Annotated in this window: 22 protein-coding genes and 1 tRNA gene; 9 read left to right on the top strand and 14 right to left on the bottom strand. The window is 46.9% G+C overall.

The window, feature by feature from the left end; translation table 11 throughout:
• Window positions 1-171: 171 nt before the first annotated feature.
• The gene (gene matP / locus JG725_RS04680) at window positions 172-630 is read left to right on the top strand and encodes a macrodomain Ter protein MatP (protein ID WP_172289180.1); all 459 of its coding nucleotides are present in this window, start codon (window positions 172-174) and stop codon (window positions 628-630) included.
• A gap of 67 nt (window positions 631-697) precedes the next feature.
• On the opposite strand, the gene ompA is transcribed toward matP, so the two are convergent.
• Window positions 698-1,750, bottom strand: a complete 1,053-nt coding sequence (gene ompA, locus JG725_RS04675; protein WP_199376847.1) for a porin OmpA — start codon at window positions 1,748-1,750, stop codon at window positions 698-700.
• Window positions 1,751-2,112: 362 nt separating this feature from the next.
• Complete coding sequence (sulA, locus tag JG725_RS04670) at window positions 2,113-2,619, bottom strand: SOS-induced cell division inhibitor SulA (protein ID WP_199376845.1); 507 nt, start codon at window positions 2,617-2,619, stop codon at window positions 2,113-2,115.
• 222 nt (window positions 2,620-2,841) lie between these two features.
• Between sulA and JG725_RS04665 the strand changes: the two genes are divergently transcribed.
• A complete protein-coding gene (locus JG725_RS04665; protein ID WP_199376843.1) occupies window positions 2,842-3,468 on the top strand; it encodes a TfoX/Sxy family DNA transformation protein in 627 nt (208 codons plus the stop codon).
• A 21-nt stretch (window positions 3,469-3,489) separates the two neighbouring features.
• On the opposite strand, the gene yccS is transcribed toward JG725_RS04665, so the two are convergent.
• Both yccS and JG725_RS04655 read right to left on the bottom strand, forming a co-directional pair.
• Complete coding sequence (gene yccS, locus JG725_RS04660; protein ID WP_172289183.1) at window positions 3,490-5,625, bottom strand: YccS family putative transporter; 2,136 nt, start codon at window positions 5,623-5,625, stop codon at window positions 3,490-3,492.
• A gap of 19 nt (window positions 5,626-5,644) precedes the next feature.
• Complete coding sequence (locus JG725_RS04655; protein ID WP_199376841.1) at window positions 5,645-6,091, bottom strand: YccF domain-containing protein; 447 nt, start codon at window positions 6,089-6,091, stop codon at window positions 5,645-5,647.
• Between the two features lie 169 nt (window positions 6,092-6,260).
• On the opposite strand from JG725_RS04655, the gene helD reads away from it, so the two are divergent.
• The gene (gene helD / locus JG725_RS04650; RefSeq protein ID WP_199376839.1) at window positions 6,261-8,315 is read left to right on the top strand and encodes a DNA helicase IV; all 2,055 of its coding nucleotides are present in this window, start codon (window positions 6,261-6,263) and stop codon (window positions 8,313-8,315) included.
• Between the two features lie 56 nt (window positions 8,316-8,371).
• Here helD and JG725_RS04645 read toward each other — a convergent pair whose 3' ends face one another.
• Both JG725_RS04645 and JG725_RS04640 read right to left on the bottom strand, forming a co-directional pair.
• The gene (locus JG725_RS04645; RefSeq protein ID WP_199376837.1) at window positions 8,372-8,830 is read right to left on the bottom strand and encodes a methylglyoxal synthase; all 459 of its coding nucleotides are present in this window, start codon (window positions 8,828-8,830) and stop codon (window positions 8,372-8,374) included.
• A 150-nt stretch (window positions 8,831-8,980) separates the two neighbouring features.
• Window positions 8,981-9,652, bottom strand: a complete 672-nt coding sequence (locus JG725_RS04640) for a DUF2057 family protein (protein ID WP_199376835.1) — start codon at window positions 9,650-9,652, stop codon at window positions 8,981-8,983.
• A 234-nt stretch (window positions 9,653-9,886) separates the two neighbouring features.
• Between JG725_RS04640 and JG725_RS04635 the strand changes: the two genes are divergently transcribed.
• The gene (locus JG725_RS04635; RefSeq protein WP_199377214.1) at window positions 9,887-10,300 is read left to right on the top strand and encodes a CoA-binding protein; all 414 of its coding nucleotides are present in this window, start codon (window positions 9,887-9,889) and stop codon (window positions 10,298-10,300) included.
• A 57-nt stretch (window positions 10,301-10,357) separates the two neighbouring features.
• On the opposite strand, the gene hspQ is transcribed toward JG725_RS04635, so the two are convergent.
• Complete coding sequence (gene hspQ, locus JG725_RS04630) at window positions 10,358-10,666, bottom strand: heat shock protein HspQ (RefSeq protein ID WP_172289188.1); 309 nt, start codon at window positions 10,664-10,666, stop codon at window positions 10,358-10,360.
• Between the two features lie 212 nt (window positions 10,667-10,878).
• Here hspQ and yccX point away from each other — a divergent pair, with 212 nt between their 5' ends.
• The gene (yccX, locus tag JG725_RS04625; protein ID WP_199376833.1) at window positions 10,879-11,157 is read left to right on the top strand and encodes an acylphosphatase; all 279 of its coding nucleotides are present in this window, start codon (window positions 10,879-10,881) and stop codon (window positions 11,155-11,157) included.
• A gap of 2 nt (window positions 11,158-11,159) precedes the next feature.
• Here yccX and tusE read toward each other — a convergent pair whose 3' ends face one another.
• The gene (gene tusE, locus JG725_RS04620; protein ID WP_172289190.1) at window positions 11,160-11,489 is read right to left on the bottom strand and encodes a sulfurtransferase TusE; all 330 of its coding nucleotides are present in this window, start codon (window positions 11,487-11,489) and stop codon (window positions 11,160-11,162) included.
• Window positions 11,490-11,617: 128 nt separating this feature from the next.
• The gene (yccA, locus tag JG725_RS04615) at window positions 11,618-12,277 is read right to left on the bottom strand and encodes an FtsH protease modulator YccA (protein ID WP_172289191.1); all 660 of its coding nucleotides are present in this window, start codon (window positions 12,275-12,277) and stop codon (window positions 11,618-11,620) included.
• A gap of 225 nt (window positions 12,278-12,502) precedes the next feature.
• On the opposite strand from yccA, the gene JG725_RS04610 reads away from it, so the two are divergent.
• A tRNA-Ser gene (locus JG725_RS04610) sits at window positions 12,503-12,590 on the top strand.
• A 284-nt stretch (window positions 12,591-12,874) separates the two neighbouring features.
• Here JG725_RS04610 and JG725_RS20610 read toward each other — a convergent pair.
• Window positions 12,875-13,051 carry a YnfU family zinc-binding protein gene (locus JG725_RS20610; RefSeq protein WP_216660409.1) on the bottom strand — a complete coding sequence of 59 codons (177 nt, stop codon included), beginning with the start codon at window positions 13,049-13,051 and terminating at the stop codon, window positions 12,875-12,877.
• 549 nt (window positions 13,052-13,600) lie between these two features.
• On the bottom strand, window positions 13,601-13,855 hold the full coding sequence (locus JG725_RS04605) for a biofilm/acid-resistance regulator YmgB/AriR (protein WP_172289192.1): 255 nt from the start codon (window positions 13,853-13,855) through the stop codon (window positions 13,601-13,603).
• A 606-nt stretch (window positions 13,856-14,461) separates the two neighbouring features.
• Between JG725_RS04605 and JG725_RS04600 the strand changes: the two genes are divergently transcribed.
• Window positions 14,462-14,890, top strand: a complete 429-nt coding sequence (locus JG725_RS04600; RefSeq protein WP_172289193.1) for a universal stress protein — start codon at window positions 14,462-14,464, stop codon at window positions 14,888-14,890.
• A 41-nt stretch (window positions 14,891-14,931) separates the two neighbouring features.
• Here the strand turns inward: JG725_RS04600 and JG725_RS04595 are convergent, their stop codons facing one another.
• The 3 genes from JG725_RS04595 to JG725_RS04585 all read right to left on the bottom strand — a co-directional run bounded on the left by JG725_RS04595 (window position 14,932) and on the right by JG725_RS04585 (window position 16,063).
• The gene (locus JG725_RS04595; protein WP_172289194.1) at window positions 14,932-15,198 is read right to left on the bottom strand and encodes a DksA/TraR family C4-type zinc finger protein; all 267 of its coding nucleotides are present in this window, start codon (window positions 15,196-15,198) and stop codon (window positions 14,932-14,934) included.
• 57 nt (window positions 15,199-15,255) lie between these two features.
• Window positions 15,256-15,765: a DUF523 domain-containing protein gene (locus tag JG725_RS04590; RefSeq protein WP_199376831.1), complete on the bottom strand. Its 510-nt coding sequence runs from the start codon at window positions 15,763-15,765 to the stop codon at window positions 15,256-15,258.
• Window positions 15,766-15,844: 79 nt separating this feature from the next.
• Window positions 15,845-16,063: a GhoT/OrtT family toxin gene (locus tag JG725_RS04585; protein ID WP_216660410.1), complete on the bottom strand. Its 219-nt coding sequence runs from the start codon at window positions 16,061-16,063 to the stop codon at window positions 15,845-15,847.
• A gap of 204 nt (window positions 16,064-16,267) precedes the next feature.
• On the opposite strand from JG725_RS04585, the gene JG725_RS04580 reads away from it, so the two are divergent.
• Together JG725_RS04580 and JG725_RS04575 are read left to right on the top strand one after the other, a co-directional pair.
• The gene (locus tag JG725_RS04580) at window positions 16,268-16,534 is read left to right on the top strand and encodes a hypothetical protein (RefSeq protein ID WP_172289197.1); all 267 of its coding nucleotides are present in this window, start codon (window positions 16,268-16,270) and stop codon (window positions 16,532-16,534) included.
• Between the two features lie 808 nt (window positions 16,535-17,342).
• Window positions 17,343-19,007: a methyl-accepting chemotaxis protein gene (locus tag JG725_RS04575; protein WP_172289198.1), complete on the top strand. Its 1,665-nt coding sequence runs from the start codon at window positions 17,343-17,345 to the stop codon at window positions 19,005-19,007.
• Window positions 19,008-19,084: the final 77 nt, after the last annotated feature.

Raw genomic sequence — 19,084 nt, 5'->3', positions numbered from 1 at the left:
TACAAGAATAATGCAGGCTGCACATGAGGATAGTCATATGATAAAAAATGACCTCGTGCGATGAGCGTGTTTTGTGCAGAAAATGGCCTTAAAAATAACCCATGATCGGTGAAAGTCATAAAAAAACTGTTATGCTAATAACAACGTTACACGGTCACTGAAGAACCCAATATGAAATATCAACAATTAGAAAATCTTGAGTGCGGGTGGAAATGGAAATATCTGGTGAAGAAGCACCGTGAAGGTGAACCCATCACCCGTTTCTTAGAGCAAAGCGCGGCTGAAGAAGCGGTGGATGCACTGCTGAAAATCGAAAATCAGCCGGTGAAGGTATTGGAATGGATAGAGCGGTGTATGAGTCCGGCGCTGGAAAACCGCATGAAGCAAACTATTCGTGCGCGGCGTAAACGCCATTTCAATGCAGAGCATCAGCATACGCGCAAGAAATCGATTGATTTGGAGTATTTGGTCTGGCAGCGATTGGCTGGATTGGCTCAACGTCGCGGCAGTACGTTATCGGACACCATTGTGCAACTGATTGAGGATGCAGAACATAAAGAGAAATATGCCAGTCAGATGTCATTGCTTAAACAGGATCTTAAAGCGATTCTGAATAAAGAAAGCAATTAGATAAATAATCCGCACATGCATGAATAAAAAAACCTCGCCGAAGCGAGGTTTTTTGCATTGATAACACTTAAGCCTGAGGCTGAGTTACCACATCTTTAATGCCTTTAACTTCGATCTCTACGCGACGATCGGGAGCCAGACATTCAATCAGTGCAGCACGACCTTTCACGCTGTCACAGGTAGAACCGGTAACAGGGTTAGATTCGCCTTGACCGCGAGCAGAGATTTTGTTCGCCGGGATGCCTTTAGCAACCAGGTAATCCACAACGCTCTGTGCGCGTTTTTCAGACAGGGCCTGATTGTACTGATCGGAACCCAGACGGTCTGTGAAGCCCAAAACTACAACGGAACCGTCTTTCGGATCCAGAGAGCTCAGCTGAGTGTACAGTTGATCCAGTGATTGCTGGCCTTCTGCTTTCAGCGTGGACTTGTTGAAGTTGAACAGTACGTCAGACTTCAGAGTGAAACGTTTGGTTTCAACTACCGGAGCCGGTGCTGGAGCTGGAGCTGGTGCCGGCGCTACGTAGTCATCCTGACCGAAACGGTAAGAAACACCAACGCTCAGCATGCCATTATCAGGACGGCCGCCAACTGTCGCGGCGTCACCGATATTGTTAACCCATTGGTATTCCAGACGGGTAGCCCAGTTTTTGTCGATTGCGTACTCAAAACCAGCCGCGGCCAACGGGGAAACGCCGGTGTCATCGTTGCTGTGACCTGCGTGGTCATTACTGTCTACACGCCATACCATACCGCCCAGACGGGTATAAACGTCCAGATCGGTGGCTACCGGGTAGCTCAGTTTAGCTGCAAGCTGAACGCCCTGAGCTTTATATGCTCCACCGCCAAGACCGCCGCTATATTTCATACGGCCCAGCCAGTCATAACCCAGTTCAAAACCTAAGTATTCATTGGCTTGGTAACCCAGGAACGCACCTGCGCCCAACTGGTTTTCTTCGGCTCCATCTACATTATAACCGTTGCCATACAGGCCGGTATCATGGAACTGAGACCAGCCCAGTTTACCACCGGTGTACCAGGTATTATCTTTTGGTGCGGCTTGAGCTACGGTAGCGAAGCCTGCCAGTGCCACTGCAATTGCGATAGCTGTTTTTTTCATTTTACGCCTCATTATCATCCAAATCGGCCATTAACTCGGAAGGCTAATCAACCTTTGGTTAAAATCCTTTAACAGGAGACCTTGCTCTTATTTATTACTCACTACCAAGTAAATTGGCGTTATAAAAGAGCAACTCCAGCGTGTTAAAGTCTACAACGAGATGAGAAAGTTACAAGTATGATGTGATTCGTATCATAAAAAAATTAACGATTCATACATACTTACTAACAAATAGTAGATGATTTTGACAGATATCACTGGTTTTCTTTCGAACCGAACGCATCCCGGAGGCCGTGAAATGGCGCTCTGCCGGGATATGTTCTAATTTCCCATTAAAACGCATGAGAAAATTCTTAATTTTATTAATGATACAAAGTTGAGTGAATTTTCATGCTGGGAAACAGTCTATAGGGGCCAAAATTTGCGTTTTCCGGCCGCATAATGAAACCATACGTGTTTCCTGACTGGGCTGCCTGACGCAATCTTACCCTTTCTTCTTCGGTCAACTCGGTAGGAAGCCAGCACAGTACGGCACTGTAATTTCCCGTCAATAAGGCTTTTTCCATGGCATCAACCGTCAATACGGGGTTGATGTGATTCAACTGAATAATTTTATCTAGCGGCAGCCCCGATTGTTGTAACCAGGGACGGCTAATCTTTTGTTGGGGAGACAACCAAAGCAGCCAGCGTGATTGAGTGGCTAACTGCTGCAACAGGGGGAGCAGCAAATGCGTAACTATGGGTTGATCGGCACTGTAAACTATTTCGCTGATAATTCCTCCACAGGATGCAGAAGGGGTCACGGCAGGTTGGCGATCGGAAAACGGCGACTGTTGAATCTTGTAAGAACTGAATGATTGAGTACGCATAATGAGCTCCACCTATAGTGTTACTGTATGCATATACAGTATCCTGTGCGTGGGTGAAAATCAACCTGATTTTTTCAAAGCGCCTCGCATATTCAGCATGCAACGCTCAGCAAGCTCATTTTATGTTTGAAGCCGCCTTTACCCTGTGGTTAATTACTTGTTCCTGTTAGAGATATTGCAGTCTGACAGGGATTGGTTATTTCAATACTAAGGATCACAGTAATGAAACAGTTAAGTGAAAAAAGGATTTTGCAATCTAAGTGCTATTTTGCATCTTTAGGGGACATCACCTCGCGTTCCCAATTCGGTGGCTACAGTATCGCAGCAAATAATATTATTTTCGGATTAGTATTGGGCGGCGAGCTTTATCTGCGTGCCAGCAAAAGAGATGAAAAGCACTTCCACGATCGTAATATGCCTCATCTTATCTATACCAAGCGGGGAATACCGATTCCGCTAAGTTATTATCTTGTTGATGAATCGCTATGGGAAAACCATATGCAACTGTTGAACTTCGCCAGATTGTCCCTGGCGGGCGCGCAGTATGACAAATCGGCTAAAAGCGGAGGTGGACGCCTAAAGGATTTACCTAATCTCAATCACGATCTTGAACGTTTACTATGGAAGGTAGGCATAAAGAACATTGACGAGTTACAGCAATATGGCGCCAAAAACAGTTATCTGAAATTGCGGGCGGTCAAAGGCAATCTCAGCGTCAATATATTGTTGGCGCTTGCTGGCGCAATATGCGGCACGCATCAGGCGGCATTGCCAAATGGTATTCGTAAGGAGCTGTTGGAATGGTATGAGCACCACGCGCCTTCTTCTTTTAAAAGGTACAAGCATTGATGGAATACCGCCTTCGTTGTTTTACAACTTAACCATGTCATTTTTTAATTGAGTCAGTTCGGGCAGCAGTTCAATGAGCAAACCAATCTGTTGAAGCACCAATAGTGCTTTGCTTTCTGACTCGGGCGACAGGGATTGGATGCGGCTGGCTATGGCATCCAATTCCTGATTTATGCGCGGGTTGTCCGTTTCATGCAGATGCAACATATCATCAACATAACGCACGGTATCGTCCAGTAGTTGCAGAATTGCCGGAGATGAAATTTTTTCGCGGTGAGCGCCTAATGTGGAGATATAACTCAGCAAGGTATGATTAAGGCACAGTAAGCGAAAAGCGCCGTCCATTTTATTACTGGTAATATGCGGTTCCGATGACATATTAGAAATAACCGACGCTAATTCCGCATCACAGTTATGGGCATCCCGACGAGCAATACGGTAGGTCAGACTGTTATCTTTCCCCTGATGGTACTGCGTCATAACTGCGTCAAGATAGCGGCAATTGGCATCCAGTGTTTTATTGATAACCGCAGGTAGTCCGCGAAAGCGCCAGTCGGGCCAGATAAAGCTAACTGCCGCCCAGGCAATGGCGCACCCGAGTAATGTATCAATTACGCGTGGGGCAGCGACGTCAAACCCCTCGCCCAGCAGGTTGAAACACAGCAAAACCAATAGCGTAATAAACATGGTGGCATGGGCGTACTGCACATTCCGAAAAGCAAAAAAAAGCACGCCGCTAATCACGATGAGAACCAATTGTCCCTCAAGCGAAGGGACAAAATATAAAATGGGCAGCCCCAGTAAAATACCGGTCAGTGTTCCAATGATCCTCAGCGCCAGTCGCCGACGGGTCGCGTTATAGTTGGGCTGACAAACAAATAAGCTGGTCAGCAGTATCCAGTACCCATGCTGCATTCCCGTGATCTGAATAAAGGCATAGCCGCTGCACAGTAATACCGACATACGCACGGCATGACGAAACAGGGCGGATTGCGGGGTCAGATGGCGGCTGATCCTCAGCCGGATATCACTCCAGCCGGTAAGCTTGTCATCGGCCAGGGTATTTTCCGGATTACTTTCCTGTTCGATAGTTTGTTCTGATTCAATGGTCGCCAACTGGGCGTCGATGGCGCGCAGATTATTTAATAAGTATTGTAATGCCTTGATTTGTGAAACATTGGCCTGCGCGCCGTCAGAAATCCGCGCGATCGCTGATTCAAGATGAACGAATGCGCGTTCTATACGACTGTCATGCTGATACTTTTGATGTAATAAGATGGATTGCGCCAGTTGTTGACAGGCTCTCGCCTGCATCGAGAGCAACCGCTGGAAGCGGAACAATATATCGCTATAACGGAATTTCTCACGTAGCTGCGGATAATACACATGGGATGAACTGGCCCGTTCGTGTATATCCTGAGCGACAAAGTAGTAATGCAATGTTTGGCGGGTGCCTCTCTGCCCACGATCGCCGCGCAACCTGGTGAGTAATGACGATTTGGTCTGATTCAGGGTAGCGACCAACTGACTGTTGACCATTGCGACTTCAATCAAGGGCTTATCTGTTTCATCTTCGATATCGGGATCGAATAAATTGGCTTTGGCGTCCAGATAGCGCGCAAGCTGCTGATAACACTGGGCCAGATTGTCCTGTAACGGGCGGATCGGGAAAATTAGGTGCCCAAGCAGCGTGAGCAGGTTGTACCAGGACGCCCCGACCAGCAGCATCATGGGTTGCTGATACCAACTATTGTAAAGTGTGATACCCAACATGGTATATACCGCAATCAGCAACGCGCCGAAAGCGATGGTGGCATAGCGTTGCCCCAATGCGCCGAGCAAAATAAAGCCGCAGGTTGACAAGGCCAGCCCGATGCCAAACAGCCAGGGATAGGGAAACAGCAATTCAATCGAGACGGAAGCGATAAAAAAACAAGTCAGGGTAATAAACAGATTACGCAGGCGGCCGGTCAAACGGTCGTCAAGATCGGCTAATGCGGCGGCAACGACGCCGAGCGTCACCGGGATCGTCGACGTCGGCTGACCAAGCCACCAGGGCACCGCTACCGCGCCGGTAAGCGCAATAAATATACGGATGTTATACAGCCAACTGCTGTTATAAATGTAGCGGCGGATCCCTGGTGTGAATACAAACAACGCTATATCCTCGGCTTGGTTAACGATAATGGCGGCGGGCGTTTTCTTCTCTGGCGGCCTGCGCCAGTTCAACCGGTACGACACGACGACCGACGGGCCAGAGTGCAATGGCGGCGATTTTAAAGTTGGCGATGCCGACAGGAATGCCGATGATGGTTATACATTGTGCGATACCGGTGACAATATGCGACAGGCACAGCCACCAGCCAAAGAAAATGAACCAGAAGATGTTCAGCAGCGAACCGCCGACGTTTAAAACGGCATTTTTCCCCTCCGGACGTAGTTCGTCAACGTGAATGGCTTCGTTGCCATAGGGCAGCAAGGACAACTTGGTGATCTCCCAGCATGAGCGCGTTAACGGTAGCGTAAAGATCAGCAGGACGCTCACCACCGTGGCCAAAAGCCAGGATAGGGTGGTGAAGAATCCGCCTAACACGAAATTAAGGATATTCAATACGGCGCGCATAATTTCTCCTGTATTTCCCAGGGCAACCAAACCCTATGATGATAAAAGAATTATCACATCAAACACCTGGATATCCTAACCTGTTTTTAAGGCTGGAGCGTAAATGCAGATAACAGGTAAACTACGGTGATGGACGATAAAAATCTCACAACTTCATGGCGCAAACATAATGGAACTTAAATCAACATCTTTAGGTAAACATTTGGCGCAACATCCGTATAACCGGGTGCGGCTGCTTAATGCGGGCGTCGAGGTGAGTGGCGATAAACACGAATACATTATCCCCTTTAATCAGCTGCTCGATATTCGTTGTAAAAGAGGGTTGGTATGGGGAGAACTGGAGTTTGAATTACCGGCTGACAAAGTCGTGCGTTTACATGGCACCGAATGGCAGGAAACTCAGGCATTTTACCGTTTATTACTCAAATCCTGGCAATCGTGGAGCGAGGAAATGAGTGTGGTGAGCGCTGACGTTTTACAAACACAAGCAGACGAAATCCGGGCGCTGGAACAACAGGATAACTGGTTCGGCCGTAAGGCGCTGGAGCAGTTACAGGAAGGTATTCGCAGCACGCTGGCATCGCTTCCTTTGCCTGTCGCCCGGCTTGATGAATTTGATATTTGCCGGGATAACTATCAGCTGTGCCGGCAGTGGCTTGAGCGCGGAGACGGGCAACGTACCGAGTGTAATCAGCAATGGATGGAACGTATGCTGACGGCGCAACAGGAGTTTTTCCAGTCGGTGGAGTCGGCGGCGCTGAATGTAGCCCAGTGTAAGGCGGTGATGAACGGTGAAGATGCCGTATTGGTGCTGGCCGGAGCCGGCAGTGGTAAAACGTCGGTATTGGTGGCCAGAGCTGCTTGGTTAATTCACCGTGGCGAGGCTATTCCCGAACAAATTCTGCTGTTGGCATTTGGGCGAAAAGCGGCGGAAGAAATGAATGAGCGCATTCAGGCCCGACTGTATACGGATGATATTCAGGCGAAAACGTTTCATGCATTGGCATTGCACATCATTGAACAGTCCAGCCGTAAAGTTCCCATGATTAGCCGGTTGGAAAGCAATGGTAAAATGCGTCGTGAGTTACTGATACAGAATTGGCGGCAGCAATGCACGGAGAAAAAAACGCAGGCTAAAGGCTGGCGGCAATGGTTGACCGACGAACTGGCGTGGTCGATTCCCGAAGGGGATTTCTGGCATGATCAGGCGTTGGCTGAACGTTTGGCCGGCCGGTTGGAGCGCTGGGTCGGCCTGATGCGAATGCACGGCGGCAGCCAGAGTGAGATGATTGAACAGGCTTCGGAAGATTTGCGTCCGCTATTTCAGCAGCGCATCCGGCTGATGGCGCCTTTATTGAAAGCCTGGAAAAAGGCCCTGAAAGATGAAAATGCCGTGGACTTCTCCGGTTTGATCCATCAGGCGGTCAACCTGTTGGATAACGGGCGTTTTGTCAGTCCGTGGAAGCATATTTTAGTGGATGAATTTCAGGATATTTCCCCCCAGCGAGCGCGCCTGTTGACGGCATTGCGCAGACAAAACAGCAGAACAAACCTGTTTGCCGTGGGCGATGACTGGCAGGCCATCTATCGCTTCAGCGGGGCGTCGTTGTCGCTGACAACCGCATTTGAACAAAACTTTGGCGTAAGTGAACAGTGTGCGCTGGATACGACTTATCGATTTAACCAGCGTATTGGCGAAGTCGCCAACCAGTTTATTCAGCAAAATCCCTATCAGCTAAAAAAACCGCTTAACAGCCTGAGTAAAGGGGATAAAAAAGCGGTGACGATTCTTCCTTATGAACAATTAGAACCCTTGCTGGATAAATTAAGTAGTTTCGTTAAGCCTGATGAACGGGTTCTGCTGCTGTCCCGTTATCATCATTTACGTCCGCCGGTGTTGCGGAAAGCGGCGACAAAATGGCCGAACCTGCCTATCGACTTTATGACGGTCCACGCCAGCAAAGGTCAGCAGGCGGAATATGTGATTATCGTCGGTATGCATGATGGCAACGATGGTTTTCCCGCACCGGCCCGCGAGTCCATTCTGGAACAGGTTCTTTTGCCTGAACCTGAGGATTTCCCTGATGCGGAAGAGCGCCGCTTGCTATATGTCGCCTTGACCAGGGCCAAGCACCGGGTTTGGTTATTACAGGACAGTAAAAAACCGTCAGTATTTATCGAACAACTTCGTAAACTGGGCATACCGTTGCAGCGCAAGCCGTGACGAGCGAAACGATAGGGCCGGCGATGTTTCGTCGGCCTGCTGAAAGAGGTGACAGGTTACTTCAAACGTTCCTGCAAATAGCGCTGATAATCCGGAATGGTGATTTGAACCGGATGTTTAAACATTTCCGAATTGATCAAAAAATCAGCGGTTGAGCGGTTTGTCGCTACCGGAATATTCCAGACCGTGGCCAGTCGCAGTAGTGCTTTAACATCCGGATCGTGCGGTACGGCGTTAAGCGGATCCCAAAAGAAAATCATCAAATCTATTTTCCCTTCAGAGATCAAGGCGCCAACCTGTTGGTCGCCGCCCATCGGCCCGCTCAGCATACTCGTAACGGGAAGACCGGTATTTAGCTGAATTAAATTACCGGTTGTGCCTGTGGCATAAAGCTTATGCTCAGCTAGCACGGCTTTATTCGTACCGACCCAATCCAGCAGAGATTGCTTACAGTGATCGTGCGCCACTAAAGCGATATGTTTATGTGCGCCGATGGTGCGGGTGGTGAACTCCATGGTTAGTCCTTCAATCGGTATGGTAATGCTATCGATGGGGAAACAGCAGATTACGGAAACCGTGTTTCAGTGCAAAGTGATAAAAAGCAAAAATGCGAATAGCCGCCAAAAATCCGCTGCAACTGCGCGCAAAACCATCAGATTAAGGCTTCAATGGCTGTCTTTTTCTTTTACCCAATGCAGAAAACGCTGCTGAGTCTCTTTATCTGCCTGCTGGAACCAGTACTGCATAATTGAAAACAGCGTGCTGCTGATTATGGAGGACGAGGAGGAGGCGGCGGGGTCTTCTGTTATCGCCCAGTCGGTTGGTTGTGAAGATGAAATCAAACCGGCAACCGATGCGTCATGGTTTGCCGCGTTATATTCAGACATCTTCTTCTCTATATCATGCTCATGCGCCAATTCATCATCGGTAACGGTCAGTATATCGACACGGGCAGGGATGGGGTGAAGGCGTTCATCGACTAACTGATAATTTGTTTGTCGATCAAAGTTTTTACGCTCTTTTGTGGTTTCCAGAGACGGTAATTTAAAGGAAACTGACGCCAGGTTCTCGGTATTGAACGTTGCGATCAAGGCTGGGGAACGATAGCTGTTTTTAACACCGTTAGCGCTGTTGATGATTTTTACAACGTTAAACAGAATTTGATGTTGCCCGTTATCGAGCTCAAGACTATCGGCGCCTTTCAAAAGCGAACCGGATACCTTTTTTCCATCAACCACGATCAAATCAATGTTCTGGTCTAATTGCAACGTCGTGGCGATGGCTGGCATGCCTATACCTGTCATAAAAAAGCACGCAATAACAAGGCCGAATTTCATTGGTATCCCCAAATGATCATTAATCCGGATATTGTTGAGTAATTGTCATAATGTGTCAAAGATTTCAATTTGAAATGTAGTGTTATTTTTTATGATTAATATGACGGCGCGGTTTTCCCATTCGTTATTTATTCATCGTTGATAAAGGATGTTTTAAATCAGTATTGCAACGCACTTTTATGTTGATGAATGTGCGATACACTATAAAGAATGAGGCAAAAGAGGCTGAGCATGATGAAAGACAGCGACATTGAATCCGTACTTAAAACAGTAAAAACCATTGCGCTTGTCGGGGCCAGCGAGAAAACCACCCGGCCAAGTTATAGCGTCATGGCTTATCTGCTTGAGCAGGGGTATGAGGTTATACCGGTAAGCCCCAAACTGGCCGGTCAGACTTTACTCGGGCAGAAAGTCTACGCCAGTTTGGATGAAATTCCGCAGCATGTTGATATGGTTGATGTGTTTCGTCAGCCTGAAGCGGCTTATGACATTGCCAAAGAGGCGATAGCCATCGGGGCTAACGTATTATGGCTACAGATTGGCGTCATCAATGAGCAGGCCGCTGTTCTGGCAAAAGATGCGGGATTGGAGGTGATCATGGATCGTTGCCCTAAAATTGAAATCCCACGTCTTGGTTTAGAGAAGTAAGTTACCGGTTTATCGCCGCAACAGAGCAATGCTGATTGACCTCTCGTGCCGCATAAATCAGTGGCGAAGTTGTGGCGCACGGTGTCTGATCACCTTAGCCAATTCATCTAATGAGGGATGATCATCCTGATAGGGTTCTTCCTTGATCAGTTGAGCCTCTGCCAGATAGGTATGAATAGGCTGCCCTTTTTCATCTTCCATCACGACATGATACCAAGGCGCTGTCCGCAACGTATCGTTGGCATCTAACTCCTCCCATGCGGGAGCCGCCAATGAATACTCGGGGTCGATATCGATAATCACACCCGGATAGCCCAGAAGTTTGTGGCGGATCTGTTGCCCGATACCAAATTTGCAGATGATCATATAACCTCCTGAGAAATCTTATAACACTCTCTAAGTGGGGGGCTTTTGCGTTTTTTCAAGTAGGCTAAACGGCGCGTGAGCTCGTTTTTTGTACAACATTCACCGGCTGAATACTATAATAGTATGGTGCCATTTTTCAGAAGACACCATAGGCTGATGCGTGAATGACGGCTTCAGATCGCCAGAATCCAATGATTAAAAGGGAGTGAGGAATGCCAACAGTATCTATAGCTGCCCAGGTTTACGGTGTGGTTCAGGGGGTTGGTTTTCGTTATAGCACACAGTATCAGGCGGTACAGCTAGGTCTTAGCGGCTATGTTCGTAACAGTGACGATGGCAGCGTGGAAGTTGTCGCCTGTGGCGAACATCAGGCGGTTGAGCAATTGGTCGCATGGTTGAAGCGAGGCGGCCCGCGTAGCGCCAGTGTGGCGAACGTCGTCACAGAACCGCATGGCAAAGCGGATTACGAAGGTTTCAATATTCGCTATTAAATTTATATGCATTTGACGGGCTTAGGCAGGCCAGCAATCTTGGTCGCTTGCTTGGCCGGCCCTTGGGGGAACAGACGGTACAGGTAGCGGCTATTGCCTTTTTCTTCACCATATTTTTGCGCCATCGCTTTTACCAACATGCGAATGGCCGGCGACGTATTAAACTCCAGATAGAATGCCCGAACAAATCGGACAACCTCCCAGTGCGCCTCAGTAAGCTCAATACTTTCTTGCTCGGCTAATACCGGGGCCAGCGCCTCACTCCAGTCAGCGCTGTCCATCAGGTATCCCTGCGCATCCGTTTCAATAATACGGTCTTCAAACTGCAACATATTTCCTCATGGGTAATGGAATTTCACGGCAGTTTAGCAAAAATTTCTTGTACTAAGAATGCACGCAACGCCTAAAAAAACGCCCCATCTAGGTAGATGGGGCGTTGATCATTCAGGATTGGTGCTGGTTAATCGTTGCGCATAATGCCCAGGATGCTCAACAGACTAACGAAAATGTTATATATCGCGACATAGAGGCTGACGGTCGCCCGAATGTAGTTGGTTTCGCCACCGTGGATGATATTGCTGGTTTCCCAGAGGATCGCACCGGCAGAAAACAGGATAAACATCGCACTGATAGCCAGATGCAGTGCCGGGATTTGCAGGAACAGGTTAGCAATGACGGCAACCACCAGTACGACAAACCCGGTCATCAGCATGCCGGACAGGAAAGACATGTCCTTACGGGTTGTCAATACATAGGCTGAACAGCAGAAGAAGACCAGCGCCGTACCACCCAGAGCAAGCGTAATAATGTCGCCCGCGCCGGAAGATATCAACGTACTTAATAATGGGCCTAGCGTGTATCCCATGAATCCGGTCAGCGCAAAGGCGGCCAGAATACCGGCCGGACTGTTCGCCAGCTTGTGGGTCAGGAACATCAAGCCATAAAAACCGACCAGCATTAACAGCAAGCCAGGCGCCGGCAGGTTAAATACCGTACTGGCCGTAGCGGTGACGGCGGAAAAGCCTAACGTCAGCGATAGCAGGAAATAGGTATTACGCAGCACCTTATGGGTGCTAAGTAACGAACTTTCACGGGTTGATGAAACAACAATACGATCCATATCAGCGACTCTCTCTTTCAGGGTGCCATTATCCAGTGTCAAAGGGTAAATAGTTACTGAAGGTTATTAAAGATGTTTTACCCTTCTTTACGCTGTAAATCGCTATATTTATGAGCATTATGGTGATTTTACGCCCATTTGAATCATGGGAGATTATTTTTCAGGCAGTTGAACACGATGGTGCTTTACAAGACTCAGCTCTCTGTTTATAGTGCGCGTCATTGCGGAGGAGTGGCCGAGTGGTTGAAGGCACCGGTCTTGAAAACCGGCGACGCGAAAGCGTTCTAGAGTTCGAATCTCTACTCCTCCGCCACTCAATTCAACGGGTTAGCTTAAGGCTAGCCCGTTTTCATATCGGGGATTGTCATCCCGCTGGAATCGTTGCCTGGTATACAGGCATGATCTACATTGATCACGCACACGCCAATTCCATCTGAATGTATTGCCCTCAGATAAAAGCGGAGCATAAGCAAACTGAACGGATAAACGTTTTGGCGCGCTAATTCTGCTATCAAGGCCGCCTAATGCGTCAGGCATTAGTATTGATATGATTGACTTATAACAGTGCTTATTGAGTGGGTAGGATAGAACGTGTGTTTATGCTTTATCTGCTCGCGGCGCTTTGGGAAGAAAAAAGTGACCGCACTTCGGACAAATAAGGGTGGTATTCCTGCGTATTTTGCTGCGCTGTTGCAGAGTAACAAAAGCGCATTCAGGACAGGTCACGTTAATGGATGTGCTACTGAACATCTTTAAGGCATCAAAGATAGACATACTTTCCACTAATTCGATGTATGGGTAAACACTCTAACACTTGACGCATCAATATGATAAAGATTTGTCATAAAAGCGGTAATGCAGAGCATTAATTGTGTTTTAGCGCCTTTCCCTGGTTTTTTATAACAAAGAACGTCGGCATCGCATAGGTCGAGCTTCGTCAATACCTGATGGGAAGTGCCGATTCGATAAAGATAATCGGTCTCTATTGGTTCAATAGCGTGTTTCTGCTTTTTCAATTCTGATTCTAATTATGCAAGCGATTTATTGTCTTGGCTAAGATAATAATAAGAAAGGACTCGTGGAGAAAAGTTAATGATTATGAGTAATAACGTAACACTGATAAAATTCAGTGATGTCAGTATATAAATTGGGAGCTTGGTTTAGCCTATGCAATGCGTTTCGCGGTGAAGATAAAATAACGAAGTATAAAAATGTCCCTGCGTTTTGTTAACGGAAATATAAGGCATGCACAACAGCAGGTTACATGTTTGGTTAATTGCTGATGTTTATCCGGAGTCAGAGCATCCTTCCATGGCGCTCTGATTAAACCAGGAAATCATCCTGTGTTTTATGTACCACCAGATCCAGAAGGGCTCGATACCGGTCCAGAAAGGCTGTGTCAGTCTCAAGTTCAATTTTAGTTACTAACTTTGAGATGATGGATTTGTTAGTAACTGTATGGCCGGACTGGAGTATTTCATCGACAATGTTGCCAAGTATTTCCATTTCACTCATTGGCGTTGTCGCCTTAAAATAATCAGATATCTCTTTATCAGTTTGTGGGGTGTTTGCGTGCATTAGTTTTTCCTCTTCATATGTAGCTCATCACTCATTCACGTTAATGTGACAAATCACATAGGATCATTGAAAACGATCGTTAGAGAATTGCTCGCCTGTGACAACATGGCTTATTAACATTAGTTCATGTCTGGCATAAAACCAGAAAATCTAAAAATAAAATATCGTCAAAGAAATCAATATCCAGAATGATGAATATGAGATTGGCTATTTTTATCTCTATCAGCCTGAAGATAGTCTGTTTGTGATCCAAATGGCTTGTGATGCATACCTTTCGCTGAACCGCTCGCAGACTTTGGCGTCACGCACCTGATGGTTGGTGGCTATGCTTGACTATTGCATCTGATGTTCGTACGACGGCGAATCGTCGTACTTTGCAGGCTGGACGATTGATTGCCCACTATAATGACGTATAGACGTGATTTTATTATTCCTGAAAATCTAACCGTGTGAAAGCAAGGTCGAAAATTTTGACGCAGTGGCCTGTTTGCTAACGGAATACTCATTTTTTGCCATCCTTGCCCCGCAAAAGTGAACAAGATCATGTTACTCAAGAGTCGGGCAGGCTAATCTTTTGTACAACGGTTCATATAATAAGGAGCTGTCATGTATACGACCATTTTAGTGCCAGTTGATATTGAAGAAGATGAATTAACCGAGAAAGCCCTTATCCATGTGGTAAAGCTGGCAAAAACGTCAGAGGCGACAGTGCATCTTTTTCATGCGCTTCCAGATGCAGCGGCATTTTTATCGGCTTATTCTTTCGGGATAAAAGAGTTTGAAAATGAAGCGGTAGTAAAAGCCAACGATAAACTAAAAGCTCTGGTTAAAACTATCGATCTTCCATCATCGCGTTTGTCATTCAGCGTGAGCTTTGGTTCGCCAAGAGATGAAGCATTGCAGTTGGCGGAGGAGATCAACGCCGACCTGATCGTCGTTGGCTCTCGACGACCTGACGTCAAAACTTATCTTCTCGGATCGAATGCCGCTGCTATTGTGCGACATGCTAAAACATCAGTATTGGTTGTTCGCTAAGCAGTCTACCCAGCTTATTCCTGCCCCGGGGATAAGCTAGGTTATCTTAGCTGACTGTCTTTACTGCCACGGCGGTTATAACCGCTGTTCAATGTCTTTTTTTTGTCGAATTTTTCCTGGCAATGGATGCAATATTGCACGCCTGGCAAGGCTTTGCGTCGGGCTTCAGGGATCGGTGCGCCGCACTCTTCACAATATTGCGCGCTTTCGCCGTTATTTAACTGACTGCGCGCCCGTGCGACGGCATCATCAATCGTAGCATCGATTTGATCTTGAACGGCTCCGTCATTTGACCAGCCACTAGCCATGATTACCTCCAGAGAAATAGTGAGCTTGTGCTTAGTATTGGGGATATTTTGAGCGATTCAAGTCTGACTTTCATAACGATCCGCGTATTCAACACGCTCGATTAACCGATCAATTTCGTTATCTGAGAAAACTTCTATGCCATGTGTTCGCAGCAGTTCAGCGGTTACGCCATTTCCGGGGACTTGAGTCCCGTCAAATCTGCCGCTGTAAATGACGTTGCTACCGCACGAGGGACTGCCTTCCGTCAGTAACGCAAAGCGACATGCATGTTGTTTGGCCATTTGTAAGGTTAACCAGGCGCCTAAAATATAACGTTCAGTAACGTCGGCGCCGGTCGCCTCTATCACTCTGGCCCCTTGTGCGATTACCGCGTTCCCTTCCCGTGAAGGGTGAATTTCTGCGCAAGGACGAGGCGTGGCGAACCCCGCCGCCAATTCAGGACAAAACGTCACCAGTCTGGATTGCTGACGCCATTGTGCAAGGTACGCTTCGACCGATTTTTTAGCTGAACCGTTATAACGCACCGTGAAACCAGACAGGCAGGCGCTTATCAGAATGTTTTTCATAGACGGGAGACGGCGTAAAAATAACCATCATAATCGGGCCATTGGCTGGCGCAAGTCGTTTTCAGCGATGATTGCGCCATTAGAAAATGGAGAACAGCAAAACAACAGGAAAACTCAATGGCCATGTGAACCCTATCAGCAAAGATGCCAAAAGCCGAATAGCCAACGACTTGTCTTTACTTAGCAGGAAAGTAACGAGCGTTGAAATAGCAAAACCGATGAAGTAAATAAGCTTGATTAACTCCCACACAGGTTGGTTTGGCACGTTTATTTCCTTTTTTTCTTGATGCCCCTGCATTCTATGCCGTTAATATTTTATGATCAATTTTTTAACTCGGCGATTCAATATACTGCATCTCAAATCTGATTCTCCGGGTGCCAGAGCCATAGGTCGGCAATCTAGGATTCCCCGTCGGCTAAAATCAATTTTTTGCGATATAGATCATAAGGTTTATCCGCCTTTTGCCGATAAAAGATATTCATATCATTCGTGGAGGCAATTATGTTAATGGGAACTCTTAAAGAAACGCTGGTTTTTGTACAAGATGATAACGTCGGACTTCATCGGTACGAGATCTACAAGAGTGACCATAAAGCAGGGTATTTTGTTGTTATCTATGTTCAGAAAACTATTTTTTTTAATGATACGGCAGTGACAACCTGGGTAATCGACAATCCGCATTGGTGCTTGAAATCACACTATATTCCTAATGCCCGGATGGAGTGTGAGGTTCACTGGAAAGAAACATACCGAGCTTTAGTCGCCTGATATAAATACAATGAATGACCATAATGCTTTTATGGCATTCATTGTTTTTTCATAAAATCACATCATCAATTCTTTATTTCTATATCATTTTTATAGTAATTACGCCCGAGTTTTTTATTTTAAGTATTTAAACTCTAAAGGTTATTGACTTTATTTTTATCTTCATTTTTTTTCATCTTATAACCTCATTTATCTTGTAAATAGATAAATTATGAAAAAACGATCGATTAAATAGATATGAAATTCATAGAATATAAATAAAGAAGATATAAAGATTATTGCCATAGCGCCGATACTCACCACTCGGTGATAGAGGGATTAAGCTGATTGGCAGATCGTCCTGCTTTTGTAGTTATTCAACATTTATCTTAGGTAGGGGTGTTGAGCGCTTTTCCGGGCACAGGCAAAACGTGGGAAACCGAGTTGTATCGGATGGTGGTTTTTGGCAATGAAGGGGTGTAAGGGATGATGCTTTTTTGTCACAGAGTGACTTTCCGGGGTCCACTGTTTTTGCGTCTCGTCGGTAGGCGTGCGTCTCGTTGTCGGGTTTGGCGATTGGTTGGCCTTTCTTCCTGCTTTCACTATGGCAAACGTTGTTTAGTGATATTGCATCTTGGCATGTTGTTTAGGTTTGTCACCGGGCTTAATAAACACGATGTCCAGGGTTCATATCTTTTGTTAAATATGAGAAGTAACATTGGAACTATAGGTATCAGGGGCAGTAATTATATTTTACTCGGTCTCATTTGAGACTGAGGGTTAGCTATTTCCTTGATGCAGATAGAAAGGATGAATAAAGGAGATTTCAATGAATTTATCCAACTGGCGTATCGGATATCGATTAGGAGCAGGATTCTCTTTCCTGGCGTTAATGCTTTTGGTTGTCGGTAGTGTTGCTATAACAAAGCTGACTGACTTTAATAATAAAATGGATGATATTGTCTCCCAGGATTATCCCTTAACGGTGGAAAGCAATCAGTTGATTGATGAGTTGAATGCTTTTCTCAATAATCAGCAATTGTTGTTATTGCTGAAATCGGAAGCAGAAGTTAAGCAGCAATTAGAGCTTATGAAAGCAAGCTCAGTAAACGTATCCAGATTAATGGATTATCTGCAAAAGCATGTCGAGGATGAAAAATCGCTGGCGATATTGAATGCCATCGGAGATATCCGCAGGGACTTCCTGGCCTCGGCAAATAAACTGACGGCGTTCGCTGTCGCAGGCGACATAGACGGCGCGACTAATGAGTATTTCAATGTCTCTCGCGTCGTCCAGCAGAAGTACAAGGACAAGGTTACTGAGCTTATTGATTCTCAAAATGAGAAAATGAAGGCGTCTGCACAGGATGTGGCTGAAAGTTATAAAGAAACGCTTATCCTCATGGTCATCGTCATCATTGCCGGCGTCATCAGCGGGCTGGTTATTGCCGCGCTGATCACGCGCAGCGTTACTCGTCCGATACAGGATGCGCTGGTCGTAGCCGAGAACGTTGCCAAAGGCGATTTAACCTCTGAAATCCGTATCAACCGCAAAGATGAAACCGGGATGTTGCTAGCGGCTTTGCATAATATGAATACCAGTTTGCGGCAAATTGTCAGTCAGGTGCGGGATGGCGCGGAAACGATTTCAAGCGCAGCCTCGCAGATTGCGGCAGGTAACCAGGATCTTTCGGCCAGAACGGAGGAGCAAGCCAGCTCTCTGGAGGAAACGGCAGCATCGATGGAACAATTGACGTCGACCATAAAGAATACGGCTGACAACACGGCACAGGCCACAGAACTTGCTGCCGATGCATCGGAAACCGTGAAGAAAAGTGGTGAAATGATGGAGATGGTGACACAGGAAATGCGTGGCATCAGAGATTCATCACAGCGAATGGCCGAAATTATTGGCGTGATTGATAGTATTGCTTTCCAGACCAATATCCTGGCGTTGAACGCGGCGGTAGAGGCGGCGCGGGCCGGGGAACAAGGCCGGGGCTTTGCCGTCGTCGCCAGCGAAGTTCGTGCTCTGGCGCAAAGAAGTGCAACCGCCGCTAAAGAGATTAAAGAGTTGATCGATGATTCTTTCAATAAAGTGCAGGGCGGTATGGGGTTGGTAGAGAAAACGGGCGTCACGATGAATTCACTGGTGACGAACGTTGAAGGGGTTAACGGGATCATCAGTGAAATTGCTCAAGCGAGTCGTGAGCAGAGTGACGGCATTAACCAAATTAACCTGGCTGTCGGGCAGATCGATACTACAACCCAGCAAAATGCGGCATTGGTTGAAGAGTCTGCCGCTGCGGCGCTCTCTTTGCAGGATCAGGCGCATAGCCTTACCCGAACGGTAAGCGTGTTCAATCTGGGATCGGCGTATGCGGGATCGCTATCCAACAGAAAAGCGCCAGCGCCGGCGTTGATTTCCCCGGAAAGCGCGGGAACCACAAAAGAGAAGAAGTCGGGAGAACTGGCGGATTGGGCCTCTTTTTAAGATAACCCGTTATTAATTCTTCGTATTTCAGGCCGCCATTGAAGGGTTCAATGGCGGCTTTTTTATGGCGGACATCC

Source organism: Brenneria sp. L3-3C-1, from assembly GCF_016456245.1.
Taxonomy (GTDB): Bacteria; Pseudomonadota; Gammaproteobacteria; order Enterobacterales; family Enterobacteriaceae; genus Brenneria.
This window is presented reverse-complemented; position numbering and strand designations above follow the sequence as displayed.